At 59.2% G+C, this 19,422-nt stretch carries 14 protein-coding genes and 1 pseudogene; 6 read left to right on the forward strand and 9 right to left on the reverse strand.

Features of this window, described 5'->3' with window-relative positions; translation table 11 throughout:
• Positions 1 to 145 precede the first annotated feature (145 nt).
• Both AC3ZU9_RS11295 and AC3ZU9_RS11300 read right to left on the reverse strand, forming a co-directional pair.
• Entirely contained in the window at positions 146 to 1,078 is a 933-nt protein-coding gene (locus AC3ZU9_RS11295; protein WP_490090739.1) for a methyl-accepting chemotaxis protein, read from the reverse strand.
• Positions 1,055 to 1,870 (reverse strand): annotated as a pseudogene (locus AC3ZU9_RS11300) (MCP four helix bundle domain-containing protein); the annotation flags it as partial. The pseudogene AC3ZU9_RS11300 and the gene AC3ZU9_RS11295, both read right to left, overlap by 24 nt.
• Before the next feature lie 612 nt (positions 1,871 to 2,482).
• Between AC3ZU9_RS11300 and AC3ZU9_RS11305 the strand changes: the two are divergent.
• The gene (locus AC3ZU9_RS11305) at positions 2,483 to 2,686 is read left to right on the forward strand and encodes a hypothetical protein (protein WP_043205631.1); all 204 of its coding nucleotides are present in this window, start codon (positions 2,483 to 2,485) and stop codon (positions 2,684 to 2,686) included.
• A 782-nt stretch (positions 2,687 to 3,468) separates the two neighbouring features.
• On the opposite strand, the gene AC3ZU9_RS11310 is transcribed toward AC3ZU9_RS11305, so the two are convergent.
• Both AC3ZU9_RS11310 and baeS read right to left on the reverse strand, forming a co-directional pair.
• Complete coding sequence (locus AC3ZU9_RS11310; protein ID WP_015884913.1) at positions 3,469 to 4,152, reverse strand: response regulator; 684 nt, start codon at positions 4,150 to 4,152, stop codon at positions 3,469 to 3,471.
• Between the two features lie 3 nt (positions 4,153 to 4,155).
• Positions 4,156 to 5,541 carry a sensor histidine kinase efflux regulator BaeS gene (gene baeS, locus AC3ZU9_RS11315; protein ID WP_102060005.1) on the reverse strand — a complete coding sequence of 462 codons (1,386 nt, stop codon included), beginning with the start codon at positions 5,539 to 5,541 and terminating at the stop codon, positions 4,156 to 4,158.
• Positions 5,542 to 5,685: 144 nt separating this feature from the next.
• Between baeS and AC3ZU9_RS11320 the strand changes: the two genes are divergently transcribed.
• The 4 genes from AC3ZU9_RS11320 (at position 5,686) to AC3ZU9_RS11335 (ending at position 12,185) form a co-directional block, all read left to right on the forward strand.
• Positions 5,686 to 6,870, forward strand: coding sequence for an efflux RND transporter periplasmic adaptor subunit (locus tag AC3ZU9_RS11320; RefSeq protein ID WP_490090717.1), 1,185 nt, complete (start codon positions 5,686 to 5,688; stop codon positions 6,868 to 6,870).
• Positions 6,871 to 6,872: 2 nt separating this feature from the next.
• Positions 6,873 to 10,007: an efflux RND transporter permease subunit gene (locus tag AC3ZU9_RS11325; RefSeq protein ID WP_490090718.1), complete on the forward strand. Its 3,135-nt coding sequence runs from the start codon at positions 6,873 to 6,875 to the stop codon at positions 10,005 to 10,007.
• A complete protein-coding gene (locus tag AC3ZU9_RS11330) occupies positions 10,004 to 11,398 on the forward strand; it encodes an efflux transporter outer membrane subunit (protein WP_102060007.1) in 1,395 nt (464 codons plus the stop codon). Before AC3ZU9_RS11325 ends, AC3ZU9_RS11330 begins: the two co-directional genes overlap by 4 nt.
• A gap of 85 nt (positions 11,399 to 11,483) precedes the next feature.
• Complete coding sequence (locus AC3ZU9_RS11335; protein WP_046035346.1) at positions 11,484 to 12,185, forward strand: MlaA family lipoprotein; 702 nt, start codon at positions 11,484 to 11,486, stop codon at positions 12,183 to 12,185.
• A 99-nt stretch (positions 12,186 to 12,284) separates the two neighbouring features.
• Here AC3ZU9_RS11335 and AC3ZU9_RS11340 read toward each other — a convergent pair whose 3' ends face one another.
• Positions 12,285 to 13,820 carry a sensor domain-containing diguanylate cyclase gene (locus tag AC3ZU9_RS11340; RefSeq protein WP_122810223.1) on the reverse strand — a complete coding sequence of 512 codons (1,536 nt, stop codon included), beginning with the start codon at positions 13,818 to 13,820 and terminating at the stop codon, positions 12,285 to 12,287.
• Positions 13,821 to 14,082: 262 nt separating this feature from the next.
• Positions 14,083 to 15,123 carry a zinc-dependent alcohol dehydrogenase family protein gene (locus tag AC3ZU9_RS11345; protein WP_043205628.1) on the reverse strand — a complete coding sequence of 347 codons (1,041 nt, stop codon included), beginning with the start codon at positions 15,121 to 15,123 and terminating at the stop codon, positions 14,083 to 14,085.
• 185 nt (positions 15,124 to 15,308) lie between these two features.
• On the opposite strand from AC3ZU9_RS11345, the gene AC3ZU9_RS11350 reads away from it, so the two are divergent.
• On the forward strand, positions 15,309 to 15,791 hold the full coding sequence (locus AC3ZU9_RS11350) for an Lrp/AsnC family transcriptional regulator (RefSeq protein WP_093541229.1): 483 nt from the start codon (positions 15,309 to 15,311) through the stop codon (positions 15,789 to 15,791).
• A 149-nt stretch (positions 15,792 to 15,940) separates the two neighbouring features.
• On the opposite strand, the gene AC3ZU9_RS11355 is transcribed toward AC3ZU9_RS11350, so the two are convergent.
• The 3 genes from AC3ZU9_RS11355 to AC3ZU9_RS11365 form a co-directional block, all read right to left on the reverse strand.
• On the reverse strand, positions 15,941 to 16,939 hold the full coding sequence (locus AC3ZU9_RS11355) for a helix-turn-helix domain-containing protein (RefSeq protein WP_046035349.1): 999 nt from the start codon (positions 16,937 to 16,939) through the stop codon (positions 15,941 to 15,943).
• 72 nt (positions 16,940 to 17,011) lie between these two features.
• Complete coding sequence (locus AC3ZU9_RS11360) at positions 17,012 to 18,490, reverse strand: aldehyde dehydrogenase family protein (protein WP_093541231.1); 1,479 nt, start codon at positions 18,488 to 18,490, stop codon at positions 17,012 to 17,014.
• 70 nt (positions 18,491 to 18,560) lie between these two features.
• Positions 18,561 to 19,409 (reverse strand): VOC family protein, encoded by an 849-nt coding sequence (locus tag AC3ZU9_RS11365; RefSeq protein WP_046035351.1) that lies wholly within the window; start codon positions 19,407 to 19,409, stop codon positions 18,561 to 18,563.
• Positions 19,410 to 19,422: the final 13 nt, after the last annotated feature.

Genomic DNA, 19,422 nt, shown 5'->3' on the forward strand with positions numbered 1-19,422 from the left:
AAATCAGACTGTAATCAGCGAGAGGCGGGCTTAGCTGGTTCCTTCGAACTCGATCCCTTTCTTCAGCCCATCATTTTCCAGACTGTCCAGCGAGCGAGCGAGTTGCTCTGCGAGCTGCTGCTCAAGGGCGGTAAATTCTGCACGGTTACTCCCTTTCAAACTCCATCATTTTGTTGGCAAACGCATTGCGTTCATTGAAGGTTTTGAATCTAAGAACCAAGTCGTTTAAGTTGACGGCTAAGCGAGAAAGTTCGTTGCTCGCGGTCAGTGTTTGGCGAGTGCCTTCACTGCTCTGTACTGCAAGGTCGCGGATGCTTATCAGGCTGCGATCAACATCCCGCGCCACGTGAGCTTGCTCCTCTGAGGCGGTTGCAATCTGGATATTGCGGTCGTTAATTTCAAGCACCGAATCGATAATTTGGCGCAGTGACTGGCCTGCATGTTCTGCAGTGTCTCGCGTGCTATAGACCTCGGACGTGCTCTTTTGCATGGATTCGACCGCGGCAGAAGAGCCTGTTTGAATCGTGGATATCATCTGCTCAATTTCTTGCGTCGATGTTTGTGTTCGGTGTGCCAGCGCTCGAACTTCATCTGCGACTACTGCAAAACCGCGACCCTGTTCTCCTGCACGAGCCGCTTCAATGGCGGCATTCAAGGCAAGCAGGTTGGTTTGCTCAGCAATTGCCCTTATCACACTTAGGACTTTGCTAATGTCTTGAGCTTGGGCTGCCAGTTCTTTCACCTGATCCGATGACACTTCAACCAAGCCCGTCAACCCGCGCATCGCCGTTAATGTTTCAGTGACTTTTTGATTGCCGAGGTCTGCGGCGATGCTCGACTGCATTGCGGCTTCAGAGGTGGAGTTGGCGTTCCGGGCAACCTCTTCGACCGCGGCACTCATTTCAGTGACCGCGGTGGCGGCTTGCTCTATTTCGCTGTTCTGCTGCTGAAGTGTGCGATCAGCACTTTCAGTAATCGAGGTCATTTCAACGGCAGCGGTACTCAGCTGGGACGACGCTCCTGAGATTTCTAAAATGGTGTGTCGTAAGTTTTTCTGCATCAGATTGAGTGCATGCATCAAGCGCGAAGCTTCATCTGAACCTGTTACTTCAAGATCATGGGTAAGGTCGCCCGCAGCGATATCCTCCGCCAACTTAAGGGATGAGCTGATGGGGCTGACGATGCTGTTAGTGAACAAAACAGCCAGTACGATGGTTAAGATAAACGCCACGATCAGCACCGCTACCAACACTTGGACGCTATGGTTGTATACGTTGGTAGCGTCCACACCAGACGCCACGGCCTGGCGTGCATTTTGCTCGCGCAGAAGTGTCAGTTGCTCTTGATAGACAGTGGCTCTTTGCGCTTGGTCAGTATTGGCAAAAATAACCGCTTGATCATGGTCGGATGAATCCAGTGCAATGACTTTTCTGAGGCCGTCGATATAGGCAGTCATAGCCTCATTGGCTTTTGCGAACTGGATTTCGTCTTGCTCCCCAGACATCAGGTGCGCGCGATAATAATCAGTCTTCGACTGAAGTGTCTGTATTGCTTCTTGGACCTTTGCCAGCGAGAAATCATGTACATCGCGGGTGGTGCTTGAGAGCATGCGAATACTTTCAAGGCGGGCGTGAAGGAGGGCGATTTGGATATCGTCAATGACCTGGATACTGGGGAGGGAGTTTAGCTCGATGTTCTGTTCTGCAGCGCGTAGCCGATCAATTTGCAGATAAGAGAAGCCTGCCAAGCTCATAAGCAGGCATGTAATTAGGCCAAAGCAGACAAAAGCTCTTCGCGCGATACTCAAGGATCTTAATTTCATATAGGCCTCCGAGGGCCGGGTTTTAGTAGCGTGGCATTCCCACGTCATTTCGTTGATCACGAACAAAGGCGGCCTTTACATGCAGCACAGTGATTTCCAGTTGCAGCTTGCGGGCTGCGCTTGAAACGAAGAATGCAAAAAAATGTATTGAGGTAATAGGTGCGCAAAATGATTGCGCGCTAATCAATTGAGGCGGCACTTTCTATGGGCGTTCAACAAGGAGGTTTGGGCTATGCCACGTACTGGACGGGCCGTCCTTGTCGGGCACTGTGTGGAAGGTGGAGTGGTATTGGTTTGAACTGCTGATTCCGGCAGCTGCCGGAATAATTACCACCCAGAGGACATCCTGATGACTGAAGAAAAGAACAACGAGCCCGAGCAAGAAACCCCGGCGCATTCGACTGAGAAAGAGCGCGAGCGCCTGAAGGATTTCAACAAGGACGGGATACCGCCTGGCGCATGCTGATCATCAAGCAGCGCGCTTGCAGGTGCTCGTCGCCTGGGGTGTGGTGATATCTGCAAGGGTTCCATGGTTCCGGCATTCCAGGGAATAAGAATCAACCATGGCTACATGCCACCACTGGTCGGATCGACCGCCGCACAGATGAACGATTTTTGCTGGGCACCGCTCTATTTCCGCGGACATAATCAGGTGCTCAAATGCAACCATCAGCGCGGCGTTCTGCGGTAAAAGCCTGGGCAGATATCTACGCCCATGCGGTAGACGAACAGGATATTGAGGATAAATATTTCAAATTGCTGAGGAGGGCCGACGATATGGAGAGCACCGGCCTCATCAATGAGAGGGAGTGGAGGAGGCTTGTTCGCAGAGCGGGCGAATTTCTCGCAAGTACCGCAGAATAAATGTGTAGGGGAGAGCTAGCCCGCTCTCCCTCCCTTCGACATATCGATCTCAAACACAAGTTCATCAGCAAGCTTCTGAATGCTTGGGGTATCTGCAAGCGTGGCAAGGTTGATACCTGTCGTGCAGAACATAGCGTCATGGTCGGGCTGTCGCACCAGTATGGTCGCAGTCCAGCCATTCACCAGGATGCAATCTACCTGATGCCCGGGCAGGCTCCGCTCTAAACCCTCAGTCAACGACATTTTCTTCCAGCTGTGCATGATGAGCTATCACTCGGCATTGATGTGAAGTTGACATGCCGCAGTTGAAAAAGTGCCGGCGGTTCACGGCTGGCGCAATCTCTGGCCGTCATTGCTCAGTGTGGAGCGGTGAGGGGTTGTCTACGGCGTCAGCCTATGTTGAGCGTTCGCGGTTTTTCGACGAGTGACGTGTCTGGATCAAGGGTTATGAGGCTTTTAGGGTTGTCACCTCTGGTTTTGGCGATTACTCTGAAAATGTATGGATTGTTACGAATAATTTCGGAGGCGCTAGTTTTTGAGGCGCGATACTTCAGGACGAGGAACGAAACATGTTTTCACACGAAGGTCCCGCAATAGAGCTGTTGTTGTTTATTTTTGGTGTGGCAGGTCTACTTTTGGTCGCCTGGTTCATTCACCACCAACATGAGCGAAGGAACGGGAAAGGCGTTAAAAAACAACAAAATCGTAACGAGGGCCGTTCTACCTAGGGCCGCTCAATAGACTCATGTCGTTTTGTTCGGCGACCGGCGCCCAGCGGGTCTTCAGGCGCCGGACAACTGAAATCGATAGCCCACCCCATACAAGGACTCGATGGGCGTTTCCCCTGGACACGCCTGCTCCAGCTTGCGCCGCAGGTTACGGATATGACTGTCCACCGTGCGGTCGGTGACCACGCGGTGGTCGGAGTAGAGCTTGTCGAGCAGTTGGTCGCGGGAAAATACCCGGCCGGCGGAACGTGCAAAAGTGCTCAGCAGTCGCAGCTCCAAAGGCGTCAGGTCTAAAGCGACGCCGTCGAGTGATGCGCGGTACTGCGTTTCGTCGATCAGCAGTCGCGCTGGGGTACTGCTCAGCAGTTGGGGGCCACGGCGCAGGATGGCCTTGACCCTGGCAACCACCTCGCGGGGGCTGAAGGGCTTGCAGATGTAGTCGTCGGCGCCCAAGTCCAGGCCCAGCAGACGGTCCACTTCTTCGACGCGGGCGGTGATCATGATGATCGGCACGGCGCTGAAACCGCGCAGGTCCTGGCACACTTGCATACCGTCGCGCCCAGGCAGCATCAGGTCGAGCAAAATCAGGCGAGGGGGCTGGGCGCGCACGGTCGGTACCACCTGCAGGCCGTTGTCCAGGCACAGGGTCGGGTACCCCGCTGCGACCAGGTAATCCTGCAACAATGCGGCCAGTTTCGGTTCGTCTTCAACGATCAGGATCGGGCTTTCTTCGCTCATGGGTCAGGTATTCCTGGGCAGGCGCAGGCTCAGCCAAAGGCCGCCGAGAGGGGAGTGAGCCGCGCTGAGGCTGCCGCCGTGGGCGAGGGCGATGCTGTGGCAGATCGCGAGCCCCAGGCCGGCCCCGCCACTGGCACGGTTGCGCGATGATTCGCCGCGATAGAAGCGCTCGAACAGGCGCGGCAGTTGCTCGGTCGAGACACCAGGGCCAGAGTCGAGGATGTCGATGCACACGTCAGCGCGATCCAGGACGGCGCGTATGCGTACGAGCCCATTCGGGTCGGTGTAGCGCACAGCATTTTCCAGCAGATTGGAGAACAGTTGCTGCAAGCGGCCGGCATCGGCCAAGAGTTCCACGGGCGGCGCTGGCAAATCCAGTTCGATGCGTAGATGGCGCGCGTTCATGCGCTCCTCGAACATCGACACACTGGCGCGCAGTAGCGGCTCCAGCGCGCAGGCGCGCTTGCGATAGGTCAGCGCCCCGACATCCGCCAGGGACAGGTCATACAGGTCATCCACCAGTTTGCTGAGCATGCTCACTTCGCCCTGCAAGGACTTCATCGAGCCTTGGTCGAGGGTGCGTACGCCATCCTCGATGGCCTCCAGCTCGCCGCGCAATACCGACAGCGGGGTACGCAGTTCGTGGGACACATCCGCCATGAATTCGCGGCGCATCTGCTCATTGCGTTCCAGGGTGTAGGCGAGCTGGTTGAAGTCTCGGGCCAATTGGCCCACTTCGTCATTGGAGGTCACCGCCACCCGGCTGCTGAAGTCGCCGCTGGCCAGGCGATGTGTTGCCGCAGCCACCCGCTTGACTGGCTCCAGCAGCGTGCGGGCGATCCACCAGGCAATTAGCATCGCCAGCAGCAGCGAGAAGGCGCCCATGACCAGGCTGGTGCGTAACTGGTATTGCTGGAACCGTTCGCCGCCGGCTTCGGTCACGCTCTGGAACGGCGTCACGGCCAGCCAGCCCACGGTTTCATCGGCCACCACAATCGGGCGTAAGAGGGCGTCGGCGCCGATATCCGGATAGCCGTTCACGCGCTTTTTATGGTTATCCAGCAGGGCGATCCGGAACAGGGCCCCCGTCAGGTCCGAGGCCAAGGGGGTGCGCAAATCGTTCTTCGCCGGATCCTCGCCGAGCTCGGGCCGCATGATTTCAAACCAGCGATCCGGCTGGTTACGCAGGAACTCCCAATTGCCCTCACGCGCATAAGCATTGGCCAGGCGTGGCAGCACGGGCGCCATGCGGTCCAGTGCCTGTTCATTGAGGTACCCGAGAAAGCCCCGTCCAAAACTCCAGCTCGTCGCCAGGCCCATGCTCAGGATGACCAACAGCACACCGGCCAGTACCGCAATAAACAGTTTGGTGGAGATACTCAACTTCATGCAGGTGGGCCGTTAAGAATAGGTGGGACCATTTAGGCCCTGGTAAAGGAAAGATTCAACCCGGCCGGGCAATCTTCAATTTTCCTGCACATTTGCCTTGCAGGATGGCGCTGACTCAAGCCATTCCGTGTCGCAGAGGCCGCTATGTCCACGAAAATAATCGCCAAATACCTGGTAACCGCCGCGGTTTTCCTGTCCTTGATCGTTCTGGCCATGCTCGGCGGCTGTTCCGGCGGCGAGCCACCTCCCGAGGCGGTCACGCCCAAAGTCTCGGTGATCAGCATAAAACCCCAAAGCCAAGTGCTGACCACTGAGCTGGCGGGGCGCACCCAGGCCTTCATGGTGGCGCAGATTCGTCCGCAGGTCGGCGGTATCGTCCAGCGGCGTCTGTTTGTCGAAGGCGCGGATGTCGAGGTTGGGCAAGCCTTGTACCAGTTGGATGCGGCGTCCTATACCGCCGCGCTGGCACAGGCCCAGGCGAGCCTGGCCAAGTACCGCGCCACGCTTAAATCGGCGCAGACCACCGCCAGGCGCGACGCCGAACTGGTAAAGATCAATGCCATCAGCCAGCAAGATAACGAGGACGCCCAGGCGACCTTGCTGACCGCCGCCGCCGACGTACAGGTCGCCGAGGCCGAAGTCCAGACCGCCCGGATCAACCTGGCTTACACCCGTATTGTCTCACCGGTCAGCGGGCGCATCGAAACCTCCACCGTGACCCCGGGGGCGCTGGTGGTGGCCAATCAGGACAGTGCTTTGACCACCGTGCAGCAACTCGATCCGATCTATGTGGACGTGACCCAATCGACCACCGAATTGCTCAAGCTAAAGCGTGACCTGGCCAGCGGCGCGTTGCAGTCCAACGGCGATGGCCAGGCACGGGTCAGCCTGAAGCTGGACGATGGCAGCGCCTACAACCATCAGGGGCGGCTCAAGGTCAGTGGTGTCAGTGTCAACGAGGGGACAGGCACGGTCACCCTGCGTGCGGAGTTCGCCAACCCGGAGCACCTGCTGCTACCGGGCATGTATGTGCGCGCGGTGCTTGAACAGGCGCGTAACGAGCAGGCCATTCTGGTTCCGCAAAAAGCCGTGAACCGCAGCGCCAGTGGCGTGACCACCGCGTTGCTGGTGGTCGACGGCAAGGTCGAACAACGTGAGCTGACCATCGATCGGGCGGTGGGGAACCAGTGGTGGGTCACGGCAGGCCTGCAGGCGGGTGACCAATTGATTGTCGAAGGCGGACAAAAAGTCCGTGCCGGCGCCGCCGTCCAAGTGCAGGACGCCAATGCTCAGGCCGCCACAGCTCCCACCCCCGCGAAGGAGGGTTGAGCGTGGCGCACTTTTTTATTGATCGACCGATTTTCGCTTGGGTCATTGCCATCGTGATCATGCTCGGTGGCAGTCTGTCCATCAGCCAGTTGCCGTTGGAGCAATACCCGGATATCGCGCCACCCACGGTGAAGATTTCCGCCACCTACACCGGGGCCTCGGCCAAGACCGTTGAAGACTCGGTGACCCAGGTCATCGAACAGCAGATGAAAGGCCTGGATAACCTGACCTATATGTCGGCCACCAGCAGTTCGGCAGGCAGTGCCAGCATCAGTTTGACCTTTACTGCCGGCACCGACCCGGACGTCGCCCAGATGCAGGTGCAGAACAAGCTGCAACAGGCCGAGTCGAGGCTGCCGCAGTCGGTACAAAGCGAAGGCCTGACCGTGACCAAGGGCGGCTCGGACTTCTTGATGATTGTCGCCCTGGCATCGGATGACCCCAGCGTCACCGGCACCCAGATAGGTGACTACATTTCCACCACCTTGCTCGATTCCATCAGCCGGATAGACGGCGTCGGCGATGTGCAGACGTTGGGCTCGGGCTACGCCATGCGCATCTGGCTGGACCCCGCCTTGCTGGAAAAGTATGCGTTGATGCCGTCGGACATCAGCAGCGCCCTGGAAGCGCAGAACACCGAAGTCTCGGCTGGACAGCTCGGCGGCTTGCCTGCGGTCAAGGGGCAGCAACTGAACGCTACGATCAGCGCCCGCAGCAAACTGCAGACTGTCGAAGCGTTTCGCGAGGTAGTGGTCAAGTCCAACAGCGACGGTGCCGTGGTACTGCTGGGCGATGTCGCGACCCTGGAGCTGGGCAGTGAAAGCTACGACATCAGCACCGCCCTCAATGGCAAGCCCGCGGCGGCGATGGGCGTGCAATTGGCCGCCGGCGCCAACGCACTGAACGTCGGCAAGGCGGTCAAGGCCAAGCTCAAGGAGATGGAGCCCTTCTACCCGACGCAAATGCAGCTGAAAAACGTGATCGCCTACGACACCACGCCCTTTGTCAGCTTGTCCATCGAAGAGGTGGTCAAGGCTTTGGGCGAGGCCATCGTGCTGGTGGTGTTGATCATGTTCCTGTTCCTGCAGAGCCTGCGCGCCACGCTGATCCCGGCGATTACCGTGCCGGTGGTGCTGCTGGGCACGTTCGGCGTGCTGGCGCTGTTCGGCTACTCGATCAACACCTTGACCATGTTTGCCATGGTCCTGGCGATCGGCTTGCTTGTGGACGATGCCATCGTGGTGGTGGAAAACGTGGAGCGGCTGATGGGCGAGGGGCTTTCGCCCGTGGCGGCCACCCGTCAATCGATGCGTGAAATCAGTGGCGCACTGGTGGGGATCACCCTGGTGCTGAGTGCGGTATTTATCCCCATGGCGTTTTTCGGTGGTTCCACCGGGATCATCTATCGGCAGTTCTCCGTGACCATCGTCTCGGCCATGGTCCTCTCAGTACTGGTGGCGATGACCCTGACACCCGCGCTGTGCGCGTCGTTGCTCAAAGCCCGCAATGGCCAAGGGCATGGTGCTCAGCGTGGATTCTTCGGTTGGTTCAACCGCACCTTCGAGCGTGCCAGCGCCGGTTATGAGCGCTGGGTGGGCGGGGTGTTGCGGCGCTGGGCGCGCAGCCTGCTGCTGTATGGGCTGGTGCTGGGGGTCATGGCGGTGGGCTACGTCAGCCTGCCCACTTCATTTCTGCCGGACGAGGACCAAGGGATTCTGCTGGCGCAGATCCAGTTGCCGGTCGGCGCGACGGATAGCCGTACACAGGCGGTGATCAAGCAGTTCGAGGACTACATCCTGCAACAGCCCGAGGTCGAAGCGATGATCAGCATCAGCGGCTTGGGCATGGGCGGTAACAGCCAGAACACCGCACGGGCGTTTATGCGACTCAAGGATTGGTCCGAACGCGGTGGCTCTGGTCAGGGTGCAGCCGCCATTGCCCAGCGGGCGACCCTGGCACTGTCCAGCATCGGCGATGCCGATGCGTTCGTCATGCAGCCGCCGACCGTACGCGGCCTGGGCCAGAGCTCGGGCTTCGACCTGCAACTCAAGGACCTCGGTGGCCTGGGCCATGATGCGTTAGTGGCCGCCCGCGAACAGTTCCTTGAGCTGGCCAGGAAAGATCCTCGCTTGCTGGGCGTGCGCAGCAACGGCCTGGACGATGCACCGCAGCTCAAGGTCAGCATTGACGACCGCAAGGCCGGGGCCCTGAGCCTGAGTACCAGCGATATCAACACCACCTTGGCGACGGCGTTAGGCGGCACTTATGTAAACGACTTTCTCAACCAGGGCCGGGTGAAAAAGGTCTACGTACAGGGCCAGGCATCCTCGCGCATGCAGGCTGCGGATCTTGATCATTGGTTTGTGCGCAACAGTAACAATGAAATGGTGCCGTTCTCGTCCTTTGCCAACAGCACCTGGGGTTACGGCTCGCCGCTGCTGGAACGCTACAACGGTAACGCCTCCCTGGAAATCGTTGGCGATCCGGCGCCAGGGGTCAGCTCCGGCGATGCGATGGACGCAGTGGAGGCCATTGTCCGGCAATTGCCCCAGGGTATCGGCTACGAGTGGACCGGGCAGTCCTATCAGCTGCGATTGTCCGGGTCCCAGGCGCCGCTGCTCTATGGTATTTCCGTGTTGTTTGTATTCCTGTGCCTGGCCGCGCTCTACGAGAGTTGGTCGGTGCCGTTTTCGGTGATCCTGGTCGTGCCCCTGGGGGTTATCGGTGCGGTGTTGGCGACCCGTGTCGCCGGGCTGAGCAACGACGTGTATTTCCAGGTCGGGCTGTTGACCACCGTGGGCCTGGCCGCGAAAAACGCGATCCTGATCGTTGAGTTTGCCAAGCACTTGCAAGAGCAGGGCAACAGCGTGGTCGACGCGACGCTGATCGCGGTGCGCCAACGCCTGCGGCCGATCCTGATGACCTCCCTGGCCTTCATGTTCGGCGTATTGCCGCTGGCCTTGAGCACCGGTGCAGGCTCAGCCGGGCGCCAGGCCATTGGTACGGGGGTACTGGGCGGCATGTTCAGCGCCACGGTGCTGGGGATCTTCTTTGTACCGTTGTTTTTCGTGCTGGTCCGCCGTCGTTTCGGCCGCGTGCGCAGCGCTAATCAATCTGCTCCGACAGGTGATGCATGATCAAGTCACACTGGCCTCTGCTGGCCGCCATGGCCTTGGCTGGCTGCGTCAACCTGGCGCCGCAGTATGAGCGCCCTGAGGCCCCCGTCTCCGAGCAATGGTTGCCGGCGGCCCAACTGCCCAAAGGGCAAGTGGGGGCTGATATCCATTGGCAGCAATTTTTTACCGACCGCCGCCTGGCGCAGTTGCAAGCCTTGGCGCTGGCCAATAACCGCGACCTGCGCCTGGCCAGCCTGAATGTGGAAAAGGCCCAGGCGCAGTACCGCATCAAGCGCGCCGACCTGTTTCCCACTGTCGACGCGAGCGTCAGCGGCACCCATAGTCGTACGCCGGGGTCGTTGTCCAACACCGGCGCGGCGGTCACCACGCACGATTACAGCGCTCAGTTGGGGCTGAGCAGCTATGAACTGGACGTGTTCGGCCGGGTTCGCAACCTCCGCGATGAGGCGCTGGAAGACTACCTGGCATTGACGGAAACCCGGCGCAGCACGCAAATCAGTCTGGTGGCGGAAGTTGCCACCGCCTGGCTGACCTTGGCCGCCGACAACGAACGGCTGCTGCTGGCCCAGGAAACCCTGACCAGCCAGTTGGCCACCTACGACCTGACCCAGCGCAGCTACACCTTGGGCGGCTCCTCCGCGTTGTCGGTGGCGCAAGCCCAGACCACCGTCGAATCGGCACGGGGCGATGCAGCGTCCTATGAGAGCCAGATCCTGCAGGACCGTAATGCCTTGCGCCTGCTGGTGGGCAGTGATCTGCCCGAGGCCCTCTTGCCGGGTACGCGCCTGGAGTCGTCGGCAGTGCTGGTGGACATTCCGGCAGGGCTGCCCTCCAGCCTGTTGCAACAACGCCCGGACGTGCTCTCGGCCGAGCATACGCTCAAGTCCGCCAACATCGATATTGGCGCGGCCCGTGCGGCGTTTTACCCGAGCATCACCCTGACCGCCAACGCCGGCTCGTCCAGCTCGGCATTGGCCGGCCTGTTCAAGTCCGGCAGCGGCGCCTGGACCTTCGCCCCGAGCATCAGCGTGCCGATTTTTGACGGGGGCAGTAACCGCGCAACCCTGGATTCGGCCAAAGTCGAACGTGAGATTCAGGTGCAGACCTATCAGCAAACCCTGCAGACCGCATTCCGCGAAGTGGCCGACGCGCTGGCGGTGCGCAGCACCCTGGATCGCCGAATCGCCGCGCAACAGGCGCTGACCGACGCCAGCCGTAAAAGCTTCGAACTCTCGGATGCTTTGTATCGGAGCGGCTCGCAAAGCTACCTCGAAGCCCTGGATGCGCAACGCTCGCTCTACAGCGCACAACAGGACCTGATCACTCTGCGCCTGACCGAGCAGAGTAACCGCATCACGTTATACAAAGTGCTGGGGGGCGGTTGGAATTAACGGCGCTGGCACACGCACACATCACCGCAGCGATGGAACGGCGTGCGCGGATCAAATCGGCTAGTTCATTCAACGGGGAATCAACATGTGTGCTTTTCGTTTCACTTTAAGCGGTTGCGTGCAGGTGCTGGGCTGCGCTTGTTTCATCATTATGTCACCGCTGTGCCTTGCGAATTCCGACGCGGACCCGTGGGAAGGTATCAACCGGCCGATCTTCGCATTCAATGACGCACTGGATACCTATGCACTCAAACCCCTCGCCCAGGGCTATCAATTCATCACGCCCGGTGTTGTCCAGGAGAGCATTCATAATGTGTTCAACAACCTGGGGGAGGTCAAAAACCTGGCTAACGATGTCCTCCAGGTGAAGTTCCACAGTGCTGGCGTCGACACAAGCCGCTTTTTGCTCAACAGCACGATTGGCTTGGTGGGGTTGATCGACGTCGCGACCCCCATGGGGCTGCAGCGCAGTGACGAAGATTTCGGTCAAACCCTCGGTTACTGGGGGGTCAACAGCGGGCCTTACCTGGTGCTGCCGCTCCTGGGACCAAGCACACTGCGCGATGCGCCAGCCATCCTTCCCGACGCCTACGCCAATCCGGTTCGCTACATCGGCGACGTGCCTACGCGTAATAGCTTGTACGGCCTTGGCGTGATCGACGGACGGGCTCAATACCTGACAGCCGAGAAACTCATGACCGGCGATAAATACACGTTTATTCGAAGTGCCTATCTGCAAAGCCGAGCGTTCAAGATCAACGGCGCAACCGCAAAGGATGACTTTTGACCGGCGCGTGACGGCAGCATGTTCAGGCATGAGATCTGCCCGCCACAGCCGCCCATCAACGCCTCGGCGCGGATGGGCGGCGCCCCTGCGTTCGGTAGGTTATATATCGGCGAGCTGGACTTGATCACGACCACTTGATTTAGCACTGTACATGGCACTGTCCGCACGCCGAACGAAAGCGTCAAATGATTCCGATGGAATCCACGTCGCGACGCCGAAGCTACACGTTACTTGACCGGCCTCCTCAAAGGGGAGGGCGCTGACGAGGGCTCGAAGCTTTTCCGCCAACAGCTTCGTATCGTTCAGGTCGCTTCCAGGGCAGATCAATGCAAACTCCTCCCCACCCGTTCTGCACAGAAGATCGGTTTTGCGTATTGCCGAACGTAGTCGCACACACAATGACTTCAGTACGCTATCACCGCACTGATGCCCCTTGAGGTCGTTGATGCGTTTGAAGTGATCGACGTCGAACATGATCAGCGATAAGGGGCTGTGTTGCGCGTCAGCCTCAACGAGCAGGCGTTCCATCAACGCTTCGAAGTGCCGGCGGTTATACACGTCCGTCAGGTGGTCGGTAATGTTCAACAAGCGCAAGTCTTGCGTGCGCTCATCAACCAGAGAGAGCGCGCGCGCACGCTGTGTGATCAGCATGTACACCATGAGCGTCATCAGCAGCGTCAATCCTGCTCCAAACGCGACGATCAGACTGACAAGCGCTGCGTGACTGTTAGAGCTCAAAAATATCGAGCTTGGCCGAAACTGCATCGAGTAGTGCTGGTCGGCTACTTTCAACACGCGTTGAGCGTAAAGCGCCGAAGGGGCGGCCGGCGATAAGCTCTGATAAAAGATGTCGTTCGGATGCGGCGTGTCGATCAATGACAGGGTCACGTTCAGTCGTTGCAGACTGGGTAACGGAATGCCATGTTCCATCAAGGACGCCAAGCGTATCGTCGAGACGATGAACCCCTGCAAACCATCATCGTTCAATGAGGCTGCCGAGGACTCCTTGAAAACAGGCGCGACAAAGAAAAACCCGGTATGGCCACTGGTCATTTTCAACGGCGCCGACACGACCAGCCGGTGTGTTTCTCGTGCCTTTCTCAACAAGGCCTCGCGATCCCGGCTGGCGAGCACATCCATGCCCGGTGTTATCTTCACGTCATTGCGCTTGCACAAGTAGAGCAAGACCATGTGCTCCGGACGGCTGGTGAGGGGGGCTTCGGTCTGGGTCGTGGGATCAATCTCATGATACGAAAAGTCACTCGTACCATTGAGTAGCGCTTTTTCGCGAAACGTTTGTAGATCCTGCTCGAGAATCCTCGGTACCCAGCCGTACGTTTCACCCTCTTCGACGAGAGGCGTGACAAACCCCATGAACTCCTTTTCCGTGACATCGTCGGCGTTGATGAAGAAACGCCTGACGGTGTCCAATTTCAAGTCCTGGAAAGTAAAGCGTCGCTGCAGGCGACTGAATCGCTCGTCAACCTCCAGTTGGAACGCAACGCTGACGGTGCGCTGCTCCGATCCGACGAAAAGTATCAGTACCAAGGTCGTGATGGCCACCCCAGCCAGGCACACGAGAACACAAAGGGATACGTCGGATGCTTTGAGGGCGCTCATACGAAAGGACATCATTTCGTGTTCCTTACTCATCGCCAAAAACAACCTGCAGCCACTTGGTACGCTTTTTCGATTATCGGCACGCCAGCCAACATCTTTAAAGATTAGGCGATGAAATATTCACTGTCACCGCAAGTGATAGGGTTACCCGGCCAGCCGGTTTTTGCCGAGCACGTTGCTTCTCCGTCAACGGCTGATCCGCACCGTGAGGAACCGCCTGGCCTGGTCGATGCGCCTACTCCAACCCTGCCGGTTGTGCGGTTGCGTCCTGCATGAGCTAGAACTCGGTCACGACGGTTACGCCGGCGGTCTCGAAGCGATCCATGTTCATTAACGCGTCGATGGACTGCTCCAGGCTGATGGTTTTACCCACGAGTTTTTCCGGCGCCAGTTTTCCGGAGGTGATCATCTGGATCATGGCGTCATAACGATGTGCTTGCATGCCATGGCTGCCATAGATCTCAAGCTCGTGCGCGATGACCTTGCTCATGGGGATCGCTGGCGTGGCGTGGTCGGCGAGCATCAGGCCCACCTGGACGTGCTTGCCTCGACGGCGCAGGTTGTTGATGGAGTTGAAGCACGTGGTGGGATGGCCCAATGCATCCAGCGATACGTGGGCGCCCCCCTGGGTGATGTCCAGCACGGCTTCGGTGACGTCCGCAACGCTGTGTGCGTTCACGGTTGCAACGGCGCCGAGCGCGCGAGCCAGTTCGAGTTTTTCCGGCGAAATATCGATGGCGATGACATTCGCGCCGAGGGCCTGGGCGATCATCACGGCGGACAGGCCCACGCCTCCGCAGCCATGCACCGCCACCCACTGTCCGGCGCTGACGTTGCCTTGGTCAACGACGGCGCGAAATGAAGTCGCGAAGCGGCAGCCCAGGCTCGCAGCGGTAGCAAAGTCCATGCTCTCCGGAAGCGCGACGAGGTTCAAGTCGGCCTGGTGTATACCGACGTACTCCGCAAACGACCCCCAATGAGTGAAGCCCGGTTGAAACTGCGTAGTGCAGACTTGCTGGTTACCGCTGTTGCACTCGGGACACGCGCCACATCCGCCGACAAAGGGCACCGTTACACGGTCGCCGACCTTCCACCGGGTGATGTCCCTGCCAACCTCCGTCACGATGCCGGCAAGCTCATGCCCGGGAACATGCGGCAGTTGGATGTCCGGATCATGCCCCTTCCAACCGTGCCAGTCGCTGCGGCAGACGCCCGTGCCCCGCACCTGTACGACCACACCGTGACGCTCCGGCGTCGGGTCTTCGACGTTCATCAGGCGCGGCGGTTGGGAAAAGGCTTCATAGACAACTGCTTTCATGAAAGTCACCTCTGCTTGGGATAGACACGACGCTGTATTCGATGGGTTTCCAGTGCCGGGCGGCTCGAATCAGTGCTGATCCATTATGTGCGAATGCCTTGAAATTGCTTTTCAGATTGCTGTTGATAGTGGGCGCTGAATGAAATTAATCTTCGTGAGCCGGCACATAATTGAAAGGATCAACCATGCATGAGCGTCTGGATAAGGTGGATATTGCAATCTCGGAGCGACTGCAGCGAGATGGGCGACTCTCGAATGTCAAGTTGGCGGAGCAACTTTCCCTCAGCGAAGCATCGTGTTGGCGTAAACAGAAACGCCTGGAGGAGTGCGGTGTGATCGAGGGGTATCAAGCCATCCTGAATCGCAGAAAACTGGGCCTGGGGGTGATGGCTTTCGTGCAGATCTCCTGCAGTGATCACAGTGAAGAAGCCACGGAAAAGTTTGAGAAAATCATAGCGTCGGCGCCGCAGGTGCTCAGTTGTCACAATACAACCGGCGAGGCGGATTTTTTACTTCAAGTCGTCGCAAGCGATTTGGACAGCTACAGCAGATTCGTTGAAAAGGTGCTGAGAAAGCTCCCGGGCGTATTGAGTATCCGCTCGAACCTGTCACTGCGAGAAATGAAGACCACCCATCGTTTTCCAGTGGCCGAGCTCCTGAGTATCTGAGGACCTTGAATCAGGGCGGCGGCCCGTTTGCCGGGCCCGGTCCGGGCACTGCCTACTTGGCTCTCGGCAGGGCCTTTATCGCCTGGACGACCGCATTGACGATGGCCTGGGCGATGATCCCTTTGCGCCGCAATTGAGGGGCTTCGCGCTCAAAAAGCTGACGATTGGGCGCGGTTGTCGCTGGCCGTTTCCCGGAACAGTCGTGGTGACATACCGAATGTCGATTTGAAGTGCCGGCTGAAATGTGAACTGCTGCCATAGCCCCAGGCATAGGCAATCTCGGTGAGTGAGCGATGCGCTTGTTCGCGGTTACGCAGGTCCTCGGCGCAACGGGACAACCGACGCTGCCAGATATACTCGCTGACGCTGCAGCCCAATTCATCCTGAAAGGCCCGGTGCAAGCTGCGCACCGAGCACTGTTCGGCATTGGCGATGCGCTCGATGCTGAGGTCGCGGTCGGCCAGGTGGCGCTCGATATAGGCCTTGAGGCGATTCTGTTTGAAGAAACGGAAGTCGTGGTCCAGTTGCTTTTCATCTTGCTTGTTCTTCAAGGCATTGTTCAGCAACCCGGCGATGCTGTCGCCGATTAGCCCGGCCGACTGGCTGTTGAGCAAGGGGTATTGATGGTAAGCGTCGCTGATCAGGTGCATCAGCATGCGCCCCAGCCCGTTGCGGCCACTCAAATGCATGTCGCCGGTCTGCGTCAGTTGCCCGGCGGCGCCCTGGAACAGCAGGATAAAGTGTTCGCAACCCTGGGTACTGGTGACGCTGAAGGGCTTGCCACAATCGACCAGGAGCATGTCGTCCGGTGCGACGGTACTGCTTTGCTGGCCTTGCTCGAAGTGACTGACACCGGCGACTTGCAGGATCAACATGCGCGGCGTGTCGACGACATCGAGCGCTTTGCTCAAGTGGCGTGAATAGCGATGGGCACTGGCGGTCATGCGGCAGAAACGCAGTTGGCCCAGGTCGCCGTATTCCAGCCGCCCCTGGAAGTTACCGTTGTGCAACGGGTCGATGTGAGTGGCTTCCAGGCGCTTTATATACTCCGGCGTGCGGCCCAGGTGGTCGCTCATGAACTCTTTCCACTTCATCAGCCGGTCAGAGCGAACGACCTGTTCGGTGGACACACAGGCTAGGTTATTCATAGGTTTCGCCTTCTGTCTTTTTGTTATGGCTGAAGGGGCAAGGAGGGCGCCTTGCCCGATTCTGGCATGCGATCAGAACGGGTAGCGATGGCTCCCGGCTTGCCAGGTGACCCAATGTGCCCGGGTAAATTCATCCAGGGCATAGTGACCGTTAAACCGCCCGAGGCCAGAGTTCTTCTCGCCACCGAACGGTGCATTGGGTTGGTCATCGACGGTGATGTCGTTGATATGGGTCATGCCCGCCACGATGCCACGCGCAAAACCGAGGCCGCGTGCCATGTCCCGGGTGAACACGGCACTGGATAGACCGTATTCGCTTGCGTTGGCCAATTCCAGGGCGTGGGCCTGATTGTGTGCAATCATCAATGGCAATAACGGGCCGAAGGTTTCATCGCGGGCCAATGCCTGGTCGGGACCCACATCGCCGAAGACATGGGCGGGCAGCACCAGCCCCTGCGCCTGGCCGCCGCACAGTTGCTTGAGGCCGGCACGCTCGGCAGCGTCGATCTTCCCCAGCAGGCCATCGAGCTGGCTCTGGTTGACCACCGGCCCGATCACCGTATCGGCCTTGGCTGGGTCACCGGTCTTGAGGTTGCGCACGCGCTCGACCACCAGCGCGGCGAAGTCGGCATACAGCGAACGATCGACAATGACGCGGTTGACGCTCATGCATATCTGACCCTGATGCAGGAATCGCCCGACCACGGCGGCATGCGCCGCGATCTCGATGTCCGCATCGTCCAAGACCACCAGCGGTGCGTTGCCGCCCAGTTCCAGCGCCACGCGCTTGATGTGCTTGCCACCGGTGGCGATGCGTCCGACGTTGCGGCCGACGTCGGTGGAGCCGGTGAAGGAGATCAGGCTGGGTATCGGGTGTTCGACGAATGCATCGCCAATCTCCGAGCCCGCGCCGACCACCACATTCAGTGAACCTGCGGGGAACCCGGCCTCTTCGAACAAATGGGCAATCAGCAGGCCGCCGGTGACCGCCGTGTCACTGGCGGGCTTGAGCACCACGGTATTGCCCAGCGCCAGGGCCGGTACCACCGAGCGCATGCTCAGGTACAGCGGGAAGTTCCAGGGGCTGATGACACCGACCACTCCCAGCGGCTCGCGAAACACGAAGCTCTGCTCGCCAGGCTTGTAGCTGCTCAGGATCCGCCCCTCAACCTGCATTGGCAGCGTTGCGCACTCGCGAACCAGGTTGAGGGTGAACTGCCATTCCATCCCCGCCTTGATACGGGTACTGCCGGACTCACGGATCAGCCAATCAATGATTTCTTCGCTGCGGTCCTGGATGACCTGGGCGAGTTTTTCCAGCTGCGCACCGCGCTGTGTCGGGTGCAGTGCTGCCCAGTCGATCTGTGCGCGCTGGGCAGCCTGGTACGCGTCCTCCAGGTCGGCCACCGAGGCCAGGGGCATCTCCAGCAAGCGTTCGCCGTTGAACGGGTTACGGTCATCGAGGCGTCGTGTCGAACGACCTGTGCGCCAGGTGCCATTGATATATTGGTCGCCGCTGATGGCGTAGGTCGCGAAGGTTGGAATTGTCATTGTTTTACCTTGGGCAGGTAGCCGCGTTGATTGAGGGTAGATGAGGGCAGACCCTTTGGAATGTGTCTTTTCAGCTGCGGATCCAGGCGCGTCCCCAGGAGTTGAGGGTGTATTCCTCTTGGGGCCAGACGCCTGGCGCGCGGCTGGCTTCGGTGATTTCCAGCTCCGCCGAGAACTCCAGGCGATTGCGATCGGCATCGACCACCATGAAGAACAGGTTATTGCCCGGACCGTGGCGACCCGGGCCAAAGAACAACGTAATCCGCTCCTTGGCGAAGCGGTCGCCCCAGTCACGAATGTCATTCCACTCGTTGGTTTCGTAACAGTGATGATCCCATTCGTTTTTCGAACCGCGGAAAAACGCCAGCGAGTGGTGCTCGTCGTCTGAACGCAGGAAGCAGGTCGTGAGCTGGCCGCTCTGCTCATCGACGACATTGTCCGAGACCGTGAACCCCACCGTGTTGACGTAGAAGTCGATCATCGCTTCCAGCTCCGTGGTCTGGAACACCACATGCTGCAGGCGACCCGGCATGCCCTTGCGGTCGGTGGTGACGGCGCCACGAGACACGCCAAACACGGTCTGCCGGCCCTGGGGGTCACGGATTTGAAAGGCGCCGGTTTCCAGCAGCGGCGAGTCGAGCGCTTCGAGGCTACAACCCTTGCCCACCAGGTGCGTGCGCAGTTCGCTCAAGCGTGCTTGGCTGCCCAGGTCGTAGGCAGCCGCGAGCAGGCCGCTGTGATCGGCTGGCGAGATCAGCATGGCCCGTTGCGGCCCTTGGAGCAGCCAGCTGCCGTCTGCCTGCGCCAGGCCCTCCATGTCCAGCAGGCGCCGATAGAAGTCAACTTGCTGGTGGGGCGCTTTGCTCGCCAGGTGTAAGTAGCACAGGCGTGCGGGGGTAGAAGTCTGCAAGGTTTGCATAAACACCTCTGGG

Source organism: Pseudomonas sp. A39 (assembly GCF_058145955.1).